The organism is Lacticaseibacillus saniviri JCM 17471 = DSM 24301, from assembly GCF_001311785.1.
GTDB classification, from domain to species: Bacteria; Bacillota; Bacilli; order Lactobacillales; family Lactobacillaceae; genus Lacticaseibacillus; species Lacticaseibacillus saniviri.
In genome coordinates this window covers 19,732-38,178 of sequence record NZ_BBBX01000021.1, presented here as the reverse complement: position 1 = coordinate 38,178, position 18,447 = coordinate 19,732, and the positions used below count along the sequence as shown (strand labels likewise).

General features: G+C 46.2%; 25 protein-coding genes. 21 read left to right on the top strand and 4 right to left on the bottom strand.

What is annotated here, in order from left to right; translation table 11 throughout:
* Nucleotides 1-13 precede the first annotated feature (13 nt).
* The 14 genes from JCM17471_RS10755 (at nucleotide 14) to JCM17471_RS10700 (ending at nucleotide 8,933) form a co-directional block, all read left to right on the top strand.
* Nucleotides 14-271 (top strand): hypothetical protein, encoded by a 258-nt coding sequence (locus JCM17471_RS10755; RefSeq protein ID WP_054777893.1) that lies wholly within the window; start codon nucleotides 14-16, stop codon nucleotides 269-271.
* Nucleotides 268-609: a hypothetical protein gene (locus JCM17471_RS14495; RefSeq protein WP_054777892.1), complete on the top strand. Its 342-nt coding sequence runs from the start codon at nucleotides 268-270 to the stop codon at nucleotides 607-609. Before JCM17471_RS10755 ends, JCM17471_RS14495 begins: the two co-directional genes overlap by 4 nt.
* Complete coding sequence (locus JCM17471_RS10745; protein ID WP_054777891.1) at nucleotides 602-1,000, top strand: hypothetical protein; 399 nt, start codon at nucleotides 602-604, stop codon at nucleotides 998-1,000. Before JCM17471_RS14495 ends, JCM17471_RS10745 begins: the two co-directional genes overlap by 8 nt.
* Nucleotides 982-2,532 (top strand): phage tail spike protein, encoded by a 1,551-nt coding sequence (locus tag JCM17471_RS10740; RefSeq protein ID WP_054777890.1) that lies wholly within the window; start codon nucleotides 982-984, stop codon nucleotides 2,530-2,532. Before JCM17471_RS10745 ends, JCM17471_RS10740 begins: the two co-directional genes overlap by 19 nt.
* Nucleotides 2,474-4,207 carry an SLAP domain-containing protein gene (locus tag JCM17471_RS10735; protein WP_156321688.1) on the top strand — a complete coding sequence of 578 codons (1,734 nt, stop codon included), beginning with the start codon at nucleotides 2,474-2,476 and terminating at the stop codon, nucleotides 4,205-4,207. Before JCM17471_RS10740 ends, JCM17471_RS10735 begins: the two co-directional genes overlap by 59 nt.
* Nucleotide 4,208: 1 nt before the next feature.
* Nucleotides 4,209-4,412, top strand: a complete 204-nt coding sequence (locus JCM17471_RS14190) for a hypothetical protein (RefSeq protein WP_147660998.1) — start codon at nucleotides 4,209-4,211, stop codon at nucleotides 4,410-4,412.
* The gene (locus JCM17471_RS10730) at nucleotides 4,363-4,689 is read left to right on the top strand and encodes a BppU family phage baseplate upper protein (RefSeq protein WP_054777888.1); all 327 of its coding nucleotides are present in this window, start codon (nucleotides 4,363-4,365) and stop codon (nucleotides 4,687-4,689) included. The genes JCM17471_RS14190 and JCM17471_RS10730 overlap by 50 nt, the downstream gene beginning before the upstream one ends.
* A 210-nt stretch (nucleotides 4,690-4,899) precedes the next feature.
* Nucleotides 4,900-5,613, top strand: coding sequence for a collagen-like triple helix repeat-containing protein (locus JCM17471_RS10725; protein ID WP_054777887.1), 714 nt, complete (start codon nucleotides 4,900-4,902; stop codon nucleotides 5,611-5,613).
* On the top strand, nucleotides 5,610-6,740 hold the full coding sequence (locus JCM17471_RS10720) for a hypothetical protein (RefSeq protein WP_054777886.1): 1,131 nt from the start codon (nucleotides 5,610-5,612) through the stop codon (nucleotides 6,738-6,740). The genes JCM17471_RS10725 and JCM17471_RS10720 overlap by 4 nt, the downstream gene beginning before the upstream one ends.
* A 58-nt stretch (nucleotides 6,741-6,798) precedes the next feature.
* Nucleotides 6,799-7,194 (top strand): hypothetical protein, encoded by a 396-nt coding sequence (locus JCM17471_RS10715; protein ID WP_054777885.1) that lies wholly within the window; start codon nucleotides 6,799-6,801, stop codon nucleotides 7,192-7,194.
* Nucleotides 7,195-7,320, top strand: a complete 126-nt coding sequence (locus JCM17471_RS13545) for an XkdX family protein (RefSeq protein ID WP_082395303.1) — start codon at nucleotides 7,195-7,197, stop codon at nucleotides 7,318-7,320. It abuts the gene before it with no gap.
* A gap of 12 nt (nucleotides 7,321-7,332) precedes the next feature.
* Nucleotides 7,333-7,620 (top strand): hypothetical protein, encoded by a 288-nt coding sequence (locus JCM17471_RS10710; protein ID WP_054777884.1) that lies wholly within the window; start codon nucleotides 7,333-7,335, stop codon nucleotides 7,618-7,620.
* Nucleotides 7,610-7,831 carry a phage holin gene (locus JCM17471_RS10705; protein ID WP_054777883.1) on the top strand — a complete coding sequence of 74 codons (222 nt, stop codon included), beginning with the start codon at nucleotides 7,610-7,612 and terminating at the stop codon, nucleotides 7,829-7,831. The genes JCM17471_RS10710 and JCM17471_RS10705 overlap by 11 nt, the downstream gene beginning before the upstream one ends.
* Complete coding sequence (locus tag JCM17471_RS10700) at nucleotides 7,815-8,933, top strand: GH25 family lysozyme (protein WP_054777882.1); 1,119 nt, start codon at nucleotides 7,815-7,817, stop codon at nucleotides 8,931-8,933. Before JCM17471_RS10705 ends, JCM17471_RS10700 begins: the two co-directional genes overlap by 17 nt.
* 337 nt (nucleotides 8,934-9,270) lie before the next feature.
* Here JCM17471_RS10700 and JCM17471_RS10695 read toward each other — a convergent pair whose 3' ends face one another.
* Nucleotides 9,271-9,537, bottom strand: coding sequence for a hypothetical protein (locus JCM17471_RS10695; RefSeq protein WP_054777881.1), 267 nt, complete (start codon nucleotides 9,535-9,537; stop codon nucleotides 9,271-9,273).
* A gap of 221 nt (nucleotides 9,538-9,758) precedes the next feature.
* Here JCM17471_RS10695 and JCM17471_RS14185 point away from each other — a divergent pair, with 221 nt between their 5' ends.
* Complete coding sequence (locus tag JCM17471_RS14185; protein WP_156321687.1) at nucleotides 9,759-9,899, top strand: hypothetical protein; 141 nt, start codon at nucleotides 9,759-9,761, stop codon at nucleotides 9,897-9,899.
* Nucleotides 9,900-9,902: 3 nt separating this feature from the next.
* The gene (locus tag JCM17471_RS10690; protein ID WP_054777880.1) at nucleotides 9,903-10,127 is read left to right on the top strand and encodes a hypothetical protein; all 225 of its coding nucleotides are present in this window, start codon (nucleotides 9,903-9,905) and stop codon (nucleotides 10,125-10,127) included.
* Between the two features lie 239 nt (nucleotides 10,128-10,366).
* Here JCM17471_RS10690 and JCM17471_RS10685 read toward each other — a convergent pair whose 3' ends face one another.
* Nucleotides 10,367-11,602 carry an aminopeptidase gene (locus JCM17471_RS10685; protein WP_054777879.1) on the bottom strand — a complete coding sequence of 412 codons (1,236 nt, stop codon included), beginning with the start codon at nucleotides 11,600-11,602 and terminating at the stop codon, nucleotides 10,367-10,369.
* Nucleotides 11,603-11,855: 253 nt separating this feature from the next.
* On the opposite strand from JCM17471_RS10685, the gene JCM17471_RS10680 reads away from it, so the two are divergent.
* The 3 genes from JCM17471_RS10680 to JCM17471_RS10670 all read left to right on the top strand — a co-directional run bounded on the left by JCM17471_RS10680 (nucleotide 11,856) and on the right by JCM17471_RS10670 (nucleotide 14,912).
* Entirely contained in the window at nucleotides 11,856-12,452 is a 597-nt protein-coding gene (locus JCM17471_RS10680) for a TetR/AcrR family transcriptional regulator (protein WP_054777878.1), read from the top strand.
* A 133-nt stretch (nucleotides 12,453-12,585) separates the two neighbouring features.
* Entirely contained in the window at nucleotides 12,586-13,710 is a 1,125-nt protein-coding gene (gene wecB / locus JCM17471_RS10675) for a non-hydrolyzing UDP-N-acetylglucosamine 2-epimerase (RefSeq protein ID WP_054777877.1), read from the top strand.
* A gap of 200 nt (nucleotides 13,711-13,910) precedes the next feature.
* Nucleotides 13,911-14,912 (top strand): YihY/virulence factor BrkB family protein, encoded by a 1,002-nt coding sequence (locus JCM17471_RS10670; RefSeq protein WP_054777876.1) that lies wholly within the window; start codon nucleotides 13,911-13,913, stop codon nucleotides 14,910-14,912.
* Between the two features lie 84 nt (nucleotides 14,913-14,996).
* Here the strand turns inward: JCM17471_RS10670 and JCM17471_RS10665 are convergent, their stop codons facing one another.
* Nucleotides 14,997-15,467: a flavodoxin gene (locus tag JCM17471_RS10665; RefSeq protein ID WP_054777875.1), complete on the bottom strand. Its 471-nt coding sequence runs from the start codon at nucleotides 15,465-15,467 to the stop codon at nucleotides 14,997-14,999.
* 137 nt (nucleotides 15,468-15,604) lie between these two features.
* On the opposite strand from JCM17471_RS10665, the gene map reads away from it, so the two are divergent.
* Together map and JCM17471_RS10655 are read left to right on the top strand one after the other, a co-directional pair.
* Nucleotides 15,605-16,396: a type I methionyl aminopeptidase gene (map, locus tag JCM17471_RS10660; protein WP_054777874.1), complete on the top strand. Its 792-nt coding sequence runs from the start codon at nucleotides 15,605-15,607 to the stop codon at nucleotides 16,394-16,396.
* A 255-nt stretch (nucleotides 16,397-16,651) separates the two neighbouring features.
* A complete protein-coding gene (locus JCM17471_RS10655; RefSeq protein ID WP_054777910.1) occupies nucleotides 16,652-17,722 on the top strand; it encodes a phosphomevalonate kinase in 1,071 nt (356 codons plus the stop codon).
* A gap of 51 nt (nucleotides 17,723-17,773) precedes the next feature.
* Here the strand turns inward: JCM17471_RS10655 and JCM17471_RS10650 are convergent, their stop codons facing one another.
* Complete coding sequence (locus JCM17471_RS10650) at nucleotides 17,774-18,355, bottom strand: SGNH/GDSL hydrolase family protein (protein ID WP_225354263.1); 582 nt, start codon at nucleotides 18,353-18,355, stop codon at nucleotides 17,774-17,776.
* Between the last annotated feature and the right edge of the window lie 92 nt (nucleotides 18,356-18,447).

Genomic DNA, 18,447 nt, shown 5'->3' with positions numbered 1-18,447 from the left:
GGCGCCTGTACGTATGGCTAGAGAGTTAACAACGGAGATTAATGAGACCGCAACGTCTGATAATTCGGGCACTTTGCAGGTTATCATTGGTCTTTTAGCAACGATCGCAAAGCAAAACCCAGCTGATTTAATCACTGCGATGCTGGGTAAAATTGAACTTAGTACTGACGTTACTTTGGACAAACGATCTATGGCTAAATTTGTTAGCCAAGTTGCCAATCAAGATATCGCCAAAGCCATATCACGCGCGAAGGGAGGAAAAGCGATTTGATCAGAGATTACATTGAGTTTAATGGTCATCGAAACACAGATTTCGGGCTATTTTTAGATTATGGCAGCTTCGAGTGGCAGTCTGCTAAGCACACAAGATCATCTATTGCGGTTCCCGGTCTGTCTGGGGACCGTTTTTATTCGGACAATAAGTATGACAACGTGACTGAAACGTTTCCGTTCTTAATGGAAACACGTGACTTCTCTGCGCTTGAGATGCAGGCACAGATTAACTATTGGCTATCAGCAGCGGATAACTATATGCCCTTGTATTTCTCAAGCTTTCCGGACTACGAGCTGCAAGCCATCCTACTGGTGTCTCGTCTCTCAAATGGATGAATACTCGAGTCGCAGTATCTCAGCCGAGTTTTCTTGCAAACCATTCGCTTACCGAATTGGCTCAACGGAATTGCGACAAATCGATGAGTTGAATGGTGTTATTCTGCGGAATAATGAAAACCTCGAATCTTTGCCACTTATCAAGATTTATGGCAGTGGCCACATGGGGCTTACGGTCAACGATGACGTATATGAAATTGATGGTGCAGATGGCGTGACTTATATTGACGTGGAAAACCATATCACGTATTCGCCCACGCAAGGTATTGTTCCCGGACTGGCAAGATTTCCAAACCATCAATATCCCACATTGCCACCTGGTGATAATTATATTGGGATTGATGGCGCGGACGGATTGGAGGTGGCTCCTAAATGGCGCAAGCTGATTTAATGGATGCACCTGTTTTATTTGAGACTACCGGTGATGACCTAACTTCTGAAGGACTCGGGCAGCTTAATGATGCCATTTGGTCGGTTAAGCAGGAAGCATCGAAAGTCCCAACCTTAACCATGACCTACCCGGTTAGTGGCCCATACGCAGATGCAATTAAGCTCGATCGTATTATCTTGGCCGATGGCGGCAATGATTGGCAACGACAAATGTTTCGAATTGACACGCTTGAGCCAGACATCAACGGTAGTGATGAACCGATTCTCTCTATTGAAGCTACGCACGTGGCGGGCGACATCTTGTATGACACAATCACAAAAGACATTGTGATGCAGGGAGTCGGCCCGCAAACACTGTTCGCGACGATTTTAGACAATCTAGCCGAGCCAATGCCACAGGTGACTTTTTATACCAACATCGGGACGACAGCGAATGTTGACTACAAAATTGGCGGTAACGTACAAGACTATTTGTTCGGCCGCAGCAACGGCGGAACAACAATGGAGTCGCTTTATAACGGCGAATGGTCTTTTGATAACTACAACTTTGAGTTTAAAACAAATGCTGGTCGAGATACCGGTATCGAAGTCACTTTTGGTAGCAATCTCTTGTCATACAAAGAGAGCAATTCGTTGAGTGATACCTTTACAGCGGTCATGCCGTTTTCAAAGTACACACCGGGTAAAGACAAAGCACCAGGTGATGAGTCACTCATTCTTGATTATCCAGGTGTCGGCACTGTTCAGTGGGTCGGCAAGGGTGGTGCGCCAATTTATGATTCACCGTTTGATGATCAAAAGCTCACTGGTAAATCACTAAAGAACGGGACTTACTGGAAAGTCTATAAATATGTCGAAACTGGCGGCGCCAAGAGCCACGAATGGTTCAATCTGGGCGGCAATCAGTGGATAGATGGGAATTACATTACCTTCGATAAATCCGGTGGCTTTGTCTCCAACAAAGTCATTGGTATCGGGACCATCAAAAACGGTCAGTCGGATATGCGATCCATCACTAATTTTGACGGTGCCGGCACGATTCAGTACGTTGGGAAAGGCGGAGTTGCGGTTTGGAATTCACCTTTCAATCCGAAATCAAAGACTGGTCAATACCTGATAAATGGTAAGAGCTACAAAATGTTACGGAAAGCCACTACCGAAGATGGTCATGAATGGTATAACTTGGGCAAGAATCAATGGGTCGATTCACAATACATCACGACCGAGAAAAAGGGCGATTTTGTTAGTGATACCGCCTATGGTTACATCACAATCAAAGGCCATAAAGTAACGCAAACTTACTACACCAAGACTAAAAAGGGCAAGGTCAGTCAAAAGAAGAAACGTGTTCTCGTTGGGGCACCCGTTTATACAGCTCCTGGCGCATCAGGTAAAGAAACAAGCCGCGTCTTAAAGGTTGGCACTCGCTGGAAGGTTTTGGCGACTGCAAACGGTGGTGAAGATTACTACAAACTTGGCAACAATCAATGGGTTAAATCGAGCGACTGCTCGTACGAAGCAAAAAGATGTTAAGCCAAAAGCACCAGCTGATAGCAATAAAGAGCAACTTGTGGGCATTATTCCAATCTACAATGGCCCCGGCATTAACAAGAAACAGATTAAGACCGTAAAAACAGGTACTCAATGGCGTATCTACGGCTCAGCCGATACAGGTGACGGAACCTTTTACGACTTGGGTAACGGTCAGTGGGTCGACGGCAAGTATGTGTCATTTGAGGCAGCAACAGACGTGAAACCATATGGCCCAGAAGAAGATGTGTCAGAAGACCTGCCCGAAGTTACCGTCACGCTGCCTGAAGGAATTGTCATGGCCTATGGTGCCGAGCAGTATGAACGCCAACGAATTGTCGTGTTTGATGCGTCTCAATACAATGTCACGACAGAAGAGCAGCTGCGGGATGTCACCGACGCCTATATCAAGGACAATGCAGTTGGAAAGCCTAAGTACAGTATGACAATCGAATATAGTCAGATGACTGGCGACCTAGCTGACCTCACATATATGGGCATGTATGATCTATCCACAGTTTATGTAGAGCAGCTTGATGTGGATACCACAGGCGAGGTTGTGCAGCTAGAATGGGATGGAAATCTCAAGCGCAATGCCAGCGTGACAATAGGTAATCGGCAACCTGACGTGTATCACGAGTTGGATGCCTATGCTCTGGCGGCGGACGAGCAGTCTAAACTTGATGCCCGTAAGGTGGCAAATGATGCTCATCGCGAATTGCATACAATTAAGGACGGATTAGATGTCCGGATTGATGATAAAGTCACCTACGGGCCAAGCGAGCCAGGGGGAGAACACAAAGAAGGCGATACGTGGTTTAAGTCTGCCGGGAAACTTGGTACGGGTTATCCTACTGAATGGGAAATGATGGTCTATCACGACGGCAAGTGGGTACCGGCCTTTCCGGCCGGGTACGATCAAAAACTTCGTGACGATGTTGATAACTACAACAAAACCAACGATGAACTGATACAGATGGCAGGATTTGCAAACGCAAAATCTTTATATCAGTCAGTGTCAGATAATGGCAAGCAAGTCGTATCCATAAAAGCAAGCATGCAAGGTCTGCAAACGACTGTAACAAATAATGCAATCAATACCGCGAGTCAGATATCACAGTTGAGTAACTTAGTTGACATTAAGGTTAGCGGTGTGCAAACTGTGGCAGACAAAGCACTGAAGACGGCAAATGACATTAACACACAACTTGATGCTCGAATCAGCGCGAGCGTGCGCGATGGATTGGCTTCAGTACAGCTCACTGCAGGTAAATCAGGCAACAATGCCTACCTGCAACTGAAAGGCGATGGCGTCAATTCAGAAGTTGCGCTCGGTGGGGATTTAATCCACATCACGGGCCAAACTAGAATTGACAATGCCGTAATCAAGTCAGCCATGATTGAGTCGATTGACGCAGGAAAAATTGTTGGTGGGGACATCCGAGGTGTCAACACAATTTACCTTAATAACGGCGCTGGTAATTCGGTCATGAGCCCCGGTTATATCTCAACAACGGGCAATTTAACATCGTCAGTCAATGTCAACACGCCCTTGCTTACTTTTGGTAGCACGGGCGTAATTTACGCGCAGCAAACGGTTACAAAGGATGGGGATTGTACGTACACTTGGCGAATGGCGATTACCACGTCGTCTTGGATTGAGAATAGGAGCGAATGAAATGAGTATTGAGAACTATTTAGCGAATGATTTAGGTACGGACGTTGCAAATAAAGCTTTGTTGGTCGCGCAGCTTCGTGATGAAAATGAACAATTACGTTCTTCGGTCAAATTATTAACAGACGAGCTAGCAAAATTAAAAGGAGGTGACGGTGATGGCGACAATTCAACTGGACCTTCAGGAAAATCAAGCGCTCGCAAGTAACAATTTCGTCAAGCTAAATGTTGGTGAAGAAAACATCTCATGGCGGTTTCGCCTGTCGCGAGACAATGTTCCTTATGACCTGACTGGTTGCACTGTCAACTTTCGGGTTTCAGGCGTAAACCACAAGCCGATTACTGGTGGTCGATATTCTCCTGTGGATGCTCAAAACGGATTATTTGATTGGGTGTTTCCAATTGAAATGACTCAAATGTCATCTGGAATGTATGGTTTTTCAGATGCACAATTCATGATTCATAATGGGGGATGTGCTGGATAGCTCAGGCAACTTTGTTATTCGTGTAGCACCCACACCCGGTGTGGTCGAGAATTACAAAGGTACGATTGATGAGATTGATCAAATGATTCAGTCATCCTTAAGCACGATTGGCGACATTCAGAGTTCTTACCAGAAAGTTGAAGCTGATATATCCAAAAATTAGCTGATATCGGGCCGGTCATTGATGATTTCCAAAATAAACTTTCGACAATGACCACCGAGTTCAATGACGCGGTTGCAAAATCTACCCAAGCCACCGCCCAAGCAAATACTGCCGCGGCGAACGCTGATACAGCAACGACTGCTGCTAATACTGCGGCCGATAAGGCGACTGCTTCTGCGACTGCGGCCGATATGGCAACTGGTGCAGCTAATGCTGCAACAGACAAGGCAACAGCATCGGCAAAGTCAGCAGATGACGCAGCGGCCAGTGCTAGTACGGCTGCCGCGAATGCTCAGTCAATGGCCGATGACATCAAAGAAAACCCTGATAAATACCGTGGGCCTGAAGGACCAGCGGGACCAACGGGACCAACAGGGTCAAAAGGTGACAAAGGTGATCCGGGAACTATTGAAAACTTGGATGAAATTGTTGCAAAGGCGACCGCACCATTTGGTGATCGGGTGGCGGCCGTTGAAACAAAACAAAATGAGCAACAAGCAACACTTGATGGCATGTCGACAACTATCGCAAACGAGGTGAAGCCAGCAAAGGAGCTAGTAGCATCACTAGCTGGCCGGATGACTGCTGTGGTAGCGTCTGATGCCACCAAGGTAACGGAGACACAAGTCAAGGCGCTCATCGATGAGCAGCCATCTAAGAATGAACCGTGGCATGGAACGCTAAGTGAATATATTGCGCTTGGCACCTATGATGACAATCGAGATTATGAAATTCATGCAGATTTCGAGGTGTTAATATGAGTAATTTAATTGGCATCTATCGTGGCAAATATCCGGTGTTAGAGATTCGACGAGGGAAAATCCCAATTTGGAAGTCACCGGGATGGCAGACGCCTGTAACAAAGCTGGGTCTAGCTTTTACGGTCAATCTGCCAACGGCGGGAGATATTCGCAAATTACCTAACAATGGCGTACTGCAAAAAAGTTCTGCTACCGTGCCCACTCAGTATTCTATTTATGACGATAAATTCAACCCAACGACATTGACGGTAGCAGGTACCACTTATCAGAATTTCGCGATGACGACAATTGACGCGAGCGAAAAGCATGTCATCTTTAGTTCGAATGATGCTACTGATCCTAGAAATAATCCCTATGGAGCCACCGAACTATATAAATATGATGAAGATGGAAATTTGACACCTGATAGACTTAGCACCAGTGGCTACACCTTTTATAATCCTGATCAAATTTTAGTCACAAATGAGGGTAATATTTTCATCAGATCGAATTCGGCGGATATTGTAAACACTGGTCCTAATCGTGCTAACAGTTTATATATGCTCCTAGCAGGGAAAACAACCTTGACAACGGTTGGAGCACTGCAAACAATTTACGCTGTTGGAATTTACGACAACGAAATATATGCAGTTGTAAAAAATGCAAATGTTTGGTCACTATCTAAATATGACTCAACCGGTAACTTGTTAATAAATAGTCCATTAACCGGAGCGGTGTTGCCGACAACAATTAATCAATTTTCTGATTTCCGAATTGCCAATGCCGTGAGCGATGCTGCTGGCAATATGTTCTTCATGTACTACACGAGAGCTGGTAGCGTTAGTATCAGTTGGAACGTCGCAAAAGTTAGTACTGGAGGTTTTGCAACAACAGTAAATATCGGCGATTTTCTTAGCATTGACAGCTCATCACGGCTGGACTGGACTTTGGATATAGATAAATATGGTAATGTTTATGGATCTGGCAATACCGGAACCTCTAAAATTTCGGCATTCAAAATCAGTAACGATATGACGCTACAATGGAAAATGGGAACATATAGTACTAGCCAAATTCCTTCTGTTGACGGTGAACCGTTCAATCATTTTTTACTGATGATGGGTTGTTTTATGTTCAACGAAAATTAACTACAGGCAACTTTGTAATCGATGTCTATCAACAAACAAACATTTAGGAGGAATTGCAATGAAAACAGTTTATACAATTTATCAACAGCCACAGCCCAATGGGGCTTATTTTTATGTCGCGGATTACGCCGACGACTACCCAACAGACTACCCTCAAACCGAAGTAGCAATTCCGGACGAGATCAAGGATGGCTTACCAAAGTTTAGCTGGTCTGACAATGCCTGGCACGACGTGAGTGACGAAGGCCAAGCAAAGCTATTGTCTGACTTGCAGAAGGCCAACACACAGTTGCAAACGCAAAATGTGGCCTTGACTAAGCAACTCGCAGAAGTCACACAGTCCGCGTCAGAAGCGACCGAAAAGGCTGGGAAGTTACAGACTCAAATCGTGGCACTGACACAGCAGGTTGCACAATTAATGGCACCGAATGCACAAGAAACGGAGGGCAAATAAATGATGACATGGGTATTAGATTTATATGGCAAAGGCTTTAGCAAGGATGACTTGCATTTATATGTTGCAATCGGCTGGATCACACCGGAAGAATTTCAAACTACTACGGGCGAGGTTTACCAATAATAGGAGGACTTTATGCACACATTTTTAGGCTTCACGATTGGTGAGTGGGGCGGGATCATTGCAATTGGCACCGCTATTGTTGGGGCAATTTATCGTGTTGCTGTAAAGCCACTTAGTGATAAGCTCTCAGACTTGAGCGGAGCTATTAATAATCTCAGTATTTCCTCCAATCAAACGCACCTTGAGCTTGATCATCGTTTAGATAAACACGATGTCAAAATTGAGCGCCATGATGCCGAGATTCAATTTCTATACGATAAGAACAACTTGAAGCGGCGGGAGGAACATCATGAAGAATAGTCTGTCATTAGACGTGCACAGTAAGCTTTGGTGGACGTCTATTATTTCGCTCTCAATCGTTTTGGCGCAACAAGTTGGGCATTTATTTGGATGGGAAATTACCGGCGATACCGCCAACCAGATTATGGCAATCGTTAATACGATGTTGTCAATCGGCGGTGCATTGGGACTGATTTACGATACGGGAGGAAATAATGAAACTAAAGTTTAAGTTGGTTGTGGCCGCAGTGATTGCGGCTTTTTTGATGCCATTAACGGTCGTCAGTGCGGCGCGCACAGATATGGTTGACGTCTCTAATCACAACGGTCAAATGTACACTAGCGACTTATTGGGTATGCGTAACACATATGGCATTAAAGCCATGGTGACAAAGATCAGCGAAGGCGTTGGGTATGCCGACTGGACAGCGGCTGGTAACATCGCTGCGGCAAAAGCAGCGGGTATCTATGTCAATGGCTATCACTTCGCCCGCTATAATAGCGTGGCGGGTGCGATCAATGAAGCCAACTATGCAGCGACTGTTGCTAAGAACGCTGGTTTGCCTGTTGGCGCTGTATTAGTCGCCGATGTGGAAGCTGAACAGCAGACCTGGGTGTCTAAAGCCACGATTGATGCGGCTAACGCCGCTTGGCGTCGCACAGTTGAATCTTACGGTTACCGAACCGACATCTACACGATGGGGAGTTGGTTAGGCTACCGGATGACAGTGCCATACAGGCAAGGGTGGATTGCAAACTATCCATATAATGCGACTAACCTCAACTTATATAGTAGTAACCACGCATGGCAGTGGGGCTATCAATATAACTTCTCTGGCACAACCGCGAGCGGTGCCTTCGACGTATCACAGCTTTATGACACTTACTATACGGCCGACCAAACACCGGTTGGCGGGGTTGGTGTGAGTGTAAGTAATGTGGTGAAGGTTAAATACGTTGCAAGGTATGGAGTCAATGCTTTGGACAAGTATGGCCGTCAGATTAAGGATAGCAATCAACGGCTAAAGCATGGCACATCATGGAAAGCTAATGGCGTCTACACGCTTAACGGTGTGGAAGTGTATAGCATTGGCGGCGGGTGGTATCTACCACAGCAGTACTCGGATCAGGCAGGCAAAGTCACTATCAAATACGTGCCAAACTATGGTGTGTTAGCCAGCAACAGTAATGGCAAACAGATCGTCAAATCGAACACCAAATTCAAGCACGGTACATCATGGAAATACAGCAAGGCGGTTAAGATCAATAACCGTGTCTACTATAAAGTAAGTAACACCGAATATATTGATAGCCGCTACACTATCGGTGGTTAATAAATAAGCTCCCTGACTACTCTTGATTGAGCAGCTAGGGAGCTTATTTATTTGTGCTGATTATAGATATTATCTGACTGGTATACCCGATCAATCTCCTCCAGCTTCCGCAGTGCCGTAATTGATGACACCCCAGTGCATGCCGCGAGCGCCCGTACTTGCTTGACTGTCCAACGATCTAGCGGCCGTGAATTGACGTTAAACCATGTTGTTGAACTGATACCACTATTTTTGCTAGTTGATAGCGTGTGAGACCGTGTGCCTCAAGATACTTATCTAGAATTCCCGTCATGTTTTTCCTCCCACAAAAAGCACCCGCCGAAGCGGGTTACCTTTCTTAGTCTTCTAGTTCGACAGCTTCATCTGCAGTACCCCAATCGCTTACCCAATCGCTTGCATCATCTGACAGCAGGCTTGCGTCTTGCTCATCTAGGTGCCAAATAATTTCATACAGATTACCATTTTCGACTGATCGGCCAGTGCCAGTCACCGCTAAAATCGGAAAAGTTTGCAACATGTCATTCTGCCCGTAGACCGTCTCAATATCGGTTGTTGCGTCTTTGACAATTTCGTAAATCTTACCATCAACAATTACTTCACTCATAATTTATGCCCTCCTAGGCTACTTGTCTTTTGCTTTTATCTACACTTATATAGTACCATATCTGAAATTAATTGCAACCATTTTTGGAATTATTTTTGAATTATTTTTGCGAGCACAACTGGATGTAGTATCATTCTGTTTTAAATAATTTGTAAATAGAACAAAAAGTGTTACATATTAGAACACGTTAGTGTAATATAATAGTCAAGGAGGTGATGAGAGTGAGTAGCAAGAAAAAGAAAAAGCCTACCGGCGGTGATAAAGTAATCAAGGCAGCATGGAATGTGATTGGAAACACTGCACTAGCGCTAGCAGCTATTTACTTTATTTGGAGTACCGTGTCTCCCTTCTTGAGGAAATAAAATATGGTAAGCTTGTTAGATGCGTATCTTGAACAAAACGGCGCTACTCGATATAGTGTGGCAAAGGCAAATGGTACAACACCGTCTAAGTTACAAAGAGCGGCGGCTTATACAACCGCTGACGGAATAACTACACGTGTGATTATCTATGTGGCCAAGGCTCTCGGGAAAACGCCAGGCACCGTATTAGACGAATTAATTGCTTTGGAAAATGGATCTCTTAAATGAAGAGGTCTATTTTTATTGCCCAAAAATTGCCCAAATATAAAAAACGGTGCCGACAAATACCAGTTAGATAGGGTTTATAGCACACCCGACTACTCCGATAGGGTGCACTTGATTGACGGTTTAACCGGTAATATCAGTCTCTTGTGCTGATGGCCGGTTTTATTATTCTCTAAACAAAAAGGAGCAATGACAAACCCTAACAGGTTTCATCATTGCTCCTTTTTTGTTTAGTTTAAATGTTAGGCCCAATCACCGTTGCGGAAAATTGGGGTGACCGTACCATCTGCCTTGATGCCATCAATATTCATTTCAGCCGAGCCCATCATGAAGTCAACGTGGGTTTGACTGCGATTCATCCCAGCAGCGATCAGCTCTTCTTCAGTCATGTCGATCCCGTTTTCAACGGAGAATGGATAGGCCTGGCCGAGAGCCATGTGGTCGGACGCGTTCTCATCGAATAGGGTGTTGAAGAAGGTGATGCCGGACTGTGAAATCGGTGATGGGTCGGGGACTAAGGAAACTTCACCCAAGCTGCGGGCGCCAGGGATACTCAGCAGGTTCTGTAAGACCGCATCCCCCTTATCGGCATGTGCTTCAACCACTTGACCATCCTTAAAGGTGAAGTGCATGCCTTCGAGGATATTACCAGCGTACGCAAGCGGCTTAGTGGAAGCCACGGTGCCATCGATGCGACGGAAGTCTGGTGCCGTGAAGACCTCTTCAGTTGGCATGTTGGCCATAAATTCTTCACCACGGGGGTTGAATGAGCCAGCGCCTTCCCAGATATGATTCTTAGGTAAGCCAACCGTTAAGTCTGTCCCAGGAGCGGTGTAGTGGAGGTGGTCAAACTGTTCCTGGTTGAGCCATGCTGCCTTTTCGCGCAGGGTTTGGTCATGCTTTTGCCACGCCACAGCGGGGTCGTCCGCATAGATGCGTGTCGTCTTGAAAATTTGGTCCCATAGTTGATCGGTTGCAGCTTCTGGGTTGGCAGCATCAGGAAAGACTTTTTCAGCCCATTTGGCACTGGCAGCGGCAATGATGGTCCAACTGATTTTGTTGGAAGAAATCGCATTGAGTAGCTTGCCGTATGCTTTACCGTAAGCGTCTTGATAAGTGGCCACTCGGTCAGCATCGATTCCTTTGAGGTTATCGGGATCAGCTGAAATAACGGTGATCCGCTTGGCATTGTGATCTAGCCAGTAATCGAATTGATCGGTGATGAAATTAGGAATATTGAAGAGCCGATCATCATCCTTGTTTTGCATGTCTAATCGGGAAATCGTATCATCGTTCCACTGAACGAGCACCTCTGCTGCACCTGCCTTGTAGGCTGCGGCAGTGAGTAGGCGAGCCAGTGGCGCTTGATCAACAGCAATCTGGATATACACCGTGTCGCCATTCTTAACACCAATACCGGTGTTGACGGTGAGGTCCGCATACTTTTGAAGGTTCTCAGCAAAATTAGGTAAAGTCATCATCATTCCTCATTTCTTTCTCATAGTGCATTTATTCTAACACATTCAATGGAATAAAAGTGAAAGAGTCAATAAAACAATTGTGATTTTTGAACATCATATGAATTATTTGTGAAAAGTTGAATTTTGTTTTTTATTCTTTGCGCAGCGAATTCAATCTGTTAAAATGGTTACGTACCAAAGAAATATTACATAGTGAACAACTTAATCTTAAACGAAATGTTTTTTATCTCATGTACTAGGAGGACAACACATGGCACGTAAGAAAACAATAACACACGATCAGATTCTCAATGCAGCGTACAATTTAGTGGTTGAAGAAGGCTTCAAGAGCTTCACCGCACGCAACATCGCACACCGCATGGACTGCTCAACGCAACCCATCTATCTGGAATTCACCTGCATGGACGACTTGAAGCAAGCCGTTATGGCGCGCATCAAAGATTTCTTGGCGATTGAAATGACCAAGAGCTATACAGGCGATCGTGTCATCGATTTGGCACTCTCCTACATCCACTTTGCCATCGACAATCGGCCACTGTACACCGCTGTGTTTGTGGAAGACCATTTTGGTGTTGAAGAGATGCGTGAATACGCGCTGAGCACCGCAATGAGTGTCTTCAATGAATACAAGCCTGCCGAAGAGATGAGTGCAAAGCAACGTCAAAACACCATCACATCACTGTGGATTGTTGCCACCGGGATTGCCAACTTGATGGCATCCGGCTTTATCAGTATTAGCGACGAGAAAATGGTTGCTGTCTTAAAGTCTGTTACCGCAAGTTTTCTTGCGGAAGGCGAATTCGATGATATTAAAGATTTGAACTTCATGGAAACACTCGCTGGCTAAGTGAAGGGAAGAGGTTGTGACGTTTAGTCATGACCTCTTTTTATTATTCAGCTCAGGTACACCTGGATTTTCTGGTATACTGAAACTATTATACGAAGAAAGAGGCATCCCCATCCATGAAAAAATTAAAGTGATGACGGTCTTTGGGACCCGTCCTGAAGCAATCAAAATGGCGCCACTCGTCCTTGCATTGAAGCAGCGCTCCGACGAGTTTGAAGCGGTGACTGTGGTTTCTGCCCAGCATCGGCAAATGTTGGATCAAGTGCTTGAAATCTTCAAGATTACACCTGATTACGACTTGGATATCATGAAGGCTCGTCAGACCCTCGATGAAATCACCAGCAACGTGTTATTGCACTTGGGTGATGTGATTGAAAAAGAAAAGCCCGATATTGTATTGGTTCACGGTGATACCACAACCACTTTTGCAGCTAGTGTCTCTGCCTTTTATCACCAGACTGCAATTGGTCACGTCGAAGCGGGATTACGGACTTGGGACAAGTACAGTCCATTCCCAGAAGAGATGAACCGGCAGTTGACCGACGTCTTGAGTGACCTATACTTTGCCCCAACCACGCAAAGTGAAGCCAACTTGTTGCAAGAAAACCACAAGGCCGCAAATATTTTTGTGACCGGCAATACTGCAATCGACGCCCTCAAGCAAACCGTGCAAGACGACTATCACCATGATGTTTTGGACTTAGTGGATGCTGACAAGCGGATGATTCTGGTGACCATGCATCGCCGTGAAAATCAGGGCGAACCGATGCGGCGCGTCTTTGCCGTGATGCGCGATGTCGTTGAACACCACGATGATGTTGAAATCATTTATCCAGTGCACTTGAATCCAGTGGTGCAAGAAGCAGCGCATGATATCTTGGGTAACCATCCACGGATTCACTTGATTGACCCTCTCGATGTGGTCGACTTTCATAACTTGGCAGCTCGCAGCTACTTCATCATGACCGATTCAGGTGGTGTTCAAGAAGAAGCCCCATCCTTAGGCAAGCCAGTCTTAGTGCTGCGGGACACGACTGAACGGCCTGAAGGTGTTGTTGCCGGGACCTTGAAGTTAGTCGGCACCAATCCAGAACCTGTTCGTGAAGCGATGGAACAGTTGCTGACAGATGACGCGGAATACAAGCGGATGGCCACCGCCAAGAATCCATATGGTGATGGTGAAGCATCTCGCCGCATTCTGGATGCTATCAGCTACCACTTCGGTCAACGCACCGACAAGCCTGATACCTTCCAATAACCGCGTGTGACCAAGCGCAACGAATTCTTGTTTGCTAACTTTTGCAACGCGATTAATCTAGTTATTCGGAAGTTAAAGCAGTGGTTGTGACAAAACATAATTTTGTCACAACCACTGCTTTTTTGATGCGCTTTTCAAAATTTGGTTTTGCAACCCTTAAGTTTGTTATAATTGTAGGATAGATTTGAAAGGGGGCTGCCTTGTGGCAAGAAAACCAAAACGGTCTTGAGCAGGCACACAAAAAGCCTGTACCACTATCGACGGAGCAACAACAGGCGATTCATCAAGGCCACATACCACTCGCAACCTTAGATGTGCCAAACAAATATAAACGCCGAGCCTTATTAAAGCTCACGCTCAAACGGTTCAATGATTCAGAAGCGGGAACCTCAGCTGCATCGCTTGCCTATTACGCGTTGTTATCACTGTTTCCCATGCTACTTGTGGTTGGGAATTTACTGCCCTATTTGCATCTGGACTATCGAACGATATCGGATTATCTCGCGCAGATCATTCCCAGTAATATCATGTCGTGGTTAGAGCCCGTCATCCAGAACCTGCTCCAAAATGGGAGTGGGGGTGTCTTATCGATTGGGGCCGTGACAACTTTATGGGCCGCCAGTTTGGGAATCAATGGCCTCAAGCTCAGCTTCAATAAGGCGTATGGTGTCAGTCCATCACAGAATTTTATTGTGCAACGGTTATTATCCATGTTATTGACGTTCTTGATGATTCTGGCAGTCGCAACCGTCTTGGTGATGTTCGCGTTTGGTCAGCAATTCTTGGAATGGCTTAACACCCAATTCGGCTTGTCCGATCAATGGTTAAAAACATTCTTGGCTTGGCGATGGCCAGTCACGCTATTGGTCGTCCTGATTGCGGTTACTTTTCTCTTTTATTTCTTACCCAATGTGCGGATTCATTTCTGGACCGTGCTACCAGGCGCGGTCTTCACGACTTTGGGCTGGATTGTTCTCGCCCAGTCTTTCTCGCTGTATATGCGCTATTTTGGCACACGATACAGTTCATACGGGACATTAGGCACATTCATCATTCTGCTCTTGTGGTTGAATTTCTCGGCCTGGGTATTGATTGTGGGCGCGATACTGAACGCCCTGGTAGCGGAATACTTTACCGGGCATCTTCACAGCAGCCCGGGCAAGGTAGCTGATTTGATTCGTAATCAGCGCGCAAAAGACTGATCAGAAAAAATAGCGATGCTGTGTCAAAACCAATCAGGTTTGACGCAACACCGCTATTTATTTTGAATAGAATCGATTGATCGTTTACAAGCTCGCTTGCTTGTCCACCAGAGCTTTGGTGAAAGCCTCGAGGTGTTCGATATCCTCGCCATCGGCCGCTAAGTCGATTTTGACGTTATCAGCACCCTTGGTTGCACCCGTCTTAGCGAAGGCTTTATCGAAGTCGTCCACGGAGGTGGCAAAGTCGTCATAGAAGCGATCGCCACTACCAGCTGAACCGTAAACCTTACCAGTCAGGTCGAGTTCTTGTAATTCTTCATAGAAGTCGAGCGCTTCATCGGGCAGCTCGCCTTCACCGACATTCGAGTAGGTGTACATTACTGCCACACAGATATCGACATCTAAAAAGTCGCTCGCCATGGCCTGAGATACCTCAGTGGTCGTGACATCCACATTCAAATCTTCGAAGGCTTCCTCAATGATGCCTGCGATTTCTTCATTATTACCAGTCATACTGGCATAAACAATTCTGGCACTCGCATGAATCTTCGTCATCCTTCCTGTCATTGTGACACTTATCCTGACGATTATAGCAGACCCGCCAGGCAATGACTAGACGAGTTGGTGATTGTTCCCGCATCTGGCAAAGTAGTGTATGATAAAATCAACAAATCAATAATGGGGGCAACATCATGATTACGATTAAATCTGAACGAGAAATTGAGGGCATGCGCAAGTCCGGCGCTGTGTTGGCCGGGGTGCATCTGGGATTACGCGACTTAATCAAACCAGGCCTATCAAGCTGGGAAATCGAGAAATTTGCCAAGAAATATATCGAGAGTCACGGCGCGATTGCTTCACAAATCGGCTTCGATGGCTATAAGTATGCCACCTGTGTCAGCATCAATAACGAAGTTGCTCACGGGATTCCACGCAAGGGACTGATGCTCAAAGAAGGCGACATTGTCAGTGTCGATATGTGTGTCGAGTTGGATGGCTATCAGAGCGATTCATGCTGGACCTATGCGGTTGGTGACGTGTCAGATAAGCGCCAAAAGCTGATGGATGCGACGCGCAAAGCCCTTTATTTGGGAATTGATCAGGCTGTTGTAGGCAATCGAATCGGTGATATCGGTGCGGCCATTCAACAATACACCGAAGACGAATTGGGCTATGGTGATGTGCGCGAATTGATTGGGCACGGGATTCAGCCCACCATTCACGAGAGTCCATCCGTGCCAAACTACGGTGAAGCCGGCCAAGGATTACGGCTCAAGGAAGGCATGACCATTACCATTGAACCCATGATTACGACGGGGACATGGAAAATCGCGAGTGAACAAGTCCCCAATGATTCCTGGGTCTATTACGTGACCGCGGATGATTCAGATTGTGCACAGTATGAACACACAATTGCCATCACAGCGGATGGTCCCAAGATTTTGACCAGTCAAGATCCTGACATTGATCAGAAATACCTCTAATTGCTGATGCACGGTCATTAAATATCGAGTTCGCGGACAAAGATGCGGTTTGTCGCGAACTTTTTATTGTGGTGAGCCGCTAACGCTGGTTGACAAGTGCGCAAAACGATTGAGCAGCTTGTCTTTTTGAGTAGAGATGATAGAATGTTGAAGGTGTTTCTAAAAAAGTATAAGATTATTTGGATGTGCGACCTTTCATTTTTGTAAGGTCTATACTTTTGAGTGTATCTATTCTGTGTGAAGGGTTCTGGTGAATTGGTCACAGCGCAAGCGCCTGGCAAATTATATATCGCTGGGGAATACGCGGTCGTCGAAACAGGATTTCCAGCAATCATTGTTGCTCTGAATCAGTTCGTGACGGTCACGGTCGAAGCAAAACAACAATACGGTAGTATCGTATCAAATCAATATCAAGAAAATTCATTGGTCTGGAAGCGAGAAGGCGATCAAATGGTCTTCGATAATCGCGATAATCCATTCCATTATATTTTGTCTGCGATTCACTTGACTGAAGATTATGCGCGTGAATTGGGTAAACCGTTGGCATTGTATCAACTATCCGTCGATTCCGATTTGGATGCTGTCGATGGCCGCAAGTTTGGTCTGGGCAGTTCAGCGGCTGTGACAGTTGCAACGGTCAAGGCGCTCAATCTATTCTATGAGCTCAACATGAGTGCGGACCAGATTTATAAGCTCGCGGCGATTGCCCATTTGGATGTGCAGGGCAATGGTTCTTTAGGCGATATCGCTGCTTCTGTTTACGGCGGGTGGATTGCGTATCGTTCCTTTGATAAGGAATGGCTCGCCGCACAGCGCCACGAAGCAACGCTGTCTGAACTATTAAATATGGATTGGCCTGAGTTATCGATTAAGTTATTAACACCACCTGACAATATGCGGTTGCTAATCGGCTGGACCGGATCACCGGCTTCAACGTCGCAGTTGGTGGATAAGATTACGATTGCTAAGGCGCAGAAGAAGGCGGCTTACCAACAGTTTTTGGCCGATAGTAAGGCGGTCTTAGAAGACTTGATTGCAAGCTTTAATCGGCAGGATTTGGCTGGGATTCAAGCGGGCATTCGCGCTAATCGCCACGCCCTAGATCGTCTAGCTGACTTCTCAGGGGTAGCCATTGAGACGCCGGTCCTGAAAAAAATGCGGCAGCTCGCCGAGAATTTCGGTGGCTGTGCCAAGACTTCTGGTGCCGGTGGTGGTGACTGTGGCATTGTCCTGATCGATCAGGATGCGGAAATCACGCCGCTGCTCGATCAATGGCGGGCGAATCAGATTGAACCACTCAATTTTGAAGTCCATGAAATCAAATAAAAGAGTCTGTGACTGCCACCAAACGGGGCGATGTCACAGACTTTTTTTGCGTTAATGCACATATATTTTATCGATTGCTTTGACCATGAGCCGTGCGATCGCTAGGTTGCCCTGTGAACTCGGGTGATAGCCGTCACCAGTGCCCTGCCACGATTGGGTAGTCTTGCTCGAAATATTGGCTTGATTATGCCAAACGCTGCTGATATCGACCACAGAGCCGCTGTTGGCCGCTCCGACAGCTTGCACAACTTGGCGATAAGGAGCCGGCGTCGTCGATTGCCATGGTGTCAGCAGGACGATACGGGCTTTGGGTAGTGCTGAGCGTAATTGTGTCACGAGTTGGGTGAGGTTAGTTTTGAATTGCTCGGGAGTTGCGTAGTAAGGATTCGTTGTGTCTTGTTCATTGGTGCCGTATTCGATCGAAATCAGGTCAGGTTTCATTGCGATCACCTTTTGAACGTTAGGCAGTGCCAAGCTGGTGACAGTGGCGCCGGCTTTCCAGAAGCCATCGAGACTGACACTGAAGCCCAGATTGTTTTTGAGATAATCACGGATCCGATATTGATAGCTGTCCGTTTCTTTTGCGGTGTAAAAACCAGCGGCCAAGCTATCTCCGAGAGCGACATAGCGCAAAGATTTGCCTTGACCAATTTTTGCCAACTCGCTGGCGTGGCTGGTAAACCCGGTGTTTCAGCCGTTTCTGGTTCCGCCTGCGGCTGATGTGC

Excerpts from the sequence above, each read along its gene's own strand:
- JCM17471_RS10755 (WP_054777893.1), top strand. The coding sequence starts at position 14 with ATGGCTAGAGAGTTAACAACGGAGATTAATGAGACCGCAACGTCTGAT.
- JCM17471_RS10745 (WP_054777891.1), top strand. The coding sequence starts at position 602 with ATGGATGAATACTCGAGTCGCAGTATCTCAGCCGAGTTTTCTTGCAAA.
- JCM17471_RS10740 (WP_054777890.1), top strand. The coding sequence starts at position 982 with ATGGCGCAAGCTGATTTAATGGATGCACCTGTTTTATTTGAGACTACC.
- JCM17471_RS14190 (WP_147660998.1), top strand. The coding sequence starts at position 4,209 with ATGAGTATTGAGAACTATTTAGCGAATGATTTAGGTACGGACGTTGCA.
- JCM17471_RS10730 (WP_054777888.1), top strand. The coding sequence starts at position 4,363 with ATGGCGACAATTCAACTGGACCTTCAGGAAAATCAAGCGCTCGCAAGT.
- JCM17471_RS10725 (WP_054777887.1), top strand. The coding sequence starts at position 4,900 with ATGACCACCGAGTTCAATGACGCGGTTGCAAAATCTACCCAAGCCACC.
- JCM17471_RS10720 (WP_054777886.1), top strand. The coding sequence starts at position 5,610 with ATGAGTAATTTAATTGGCATCTATCGTGGCAAATATCCGGTGTTAGAG.
- JCM17471_RS10715 (WP_054777885.1), top strand. The coding sequence starts at position 6,799 with ATGAAAACAGTTTATACAATTTATCAACAGCCACAGCCCAATGGGGCT.
- JCM17471_RS13545 (WP_082395303.1), top strand. The coding sequence starts at position 7,195 with ATGATGACATGGGTATTAGATTTATATGGCAAAGGCTTTAGCAAGGAT.
- JCM17471_RS10710 (WP_054777884.1), top strand. The coding sequence starts at position 7,333 with ATGCACACATTTTTAGGCTTCACGATTGGTGAGTGGGGCGGGATCATT.
- JCM17471_RS10705 (WP_054777883.1), top strand. The coding sequence starts at position 7,610 with ATGAAGAATAGTCTGTCATTAGACGTGCACAGTAAGCTTTGGTGGACG.
- JCM17471_RS10700 (WP_054777882.1), top strand. The coding sequence starts at position 7,815 with ATGAAACTAAAGTTTAAGTTGGTTGTGGCCGCAGTGATTGCGGCTTTT.
- JCM17471_RS10695 (WP_054777881.1), bottom strand. The coding sequence starts at position 9,537 with ATGAGTGAAGTAATTGTTGATGGTAAGATTTACGAAATTGTCAAAGAC.
- JCM17471_RS10690 (WP_054777880.1), top strand. The coding sequence starts at position 9,903 with ATGGTAAGCTTGTTAGATGCGTATCTTGAACAAAACGGCGCTACTCGA.
- JCM17471_RS10685 (WP_054777879.1), bottom strand. The coding sequence starts at position 11,602 with ATGACTTTACCTAATTTTGCTGAGAACCTTCAAAAGTATGCGGACCTC.
- JCM17471_RS10680 (WP_054777878.1), top strand. The coding sequence starts at position 11,856 with ATGGCACGTAAGAAAACAATAACACACGATCAGATTCTCAATGCAGCG.
- wecB (WP_054777877.1), top strand. The coding sequence starts at position 12,586 with ATGACGGTCTTTGGGACCCGTCCTGAAGCAATCAAAATGGCGCCACTC.
- JCM17471_RS10665 (WP_054777875.1), bottom strand. The coding sequence starts at position 15,467 with ATGACGAAGATTCATGCGAGTGCCAGAATTGTTTATGCCAGTATGACT.
- map (WP_054777874.1), top strand. The coding sequence starts at position 15,605 with ATGATTACGATTAAATCTGAACGAGAAATTGAGGGCATGCGCAAGTCC.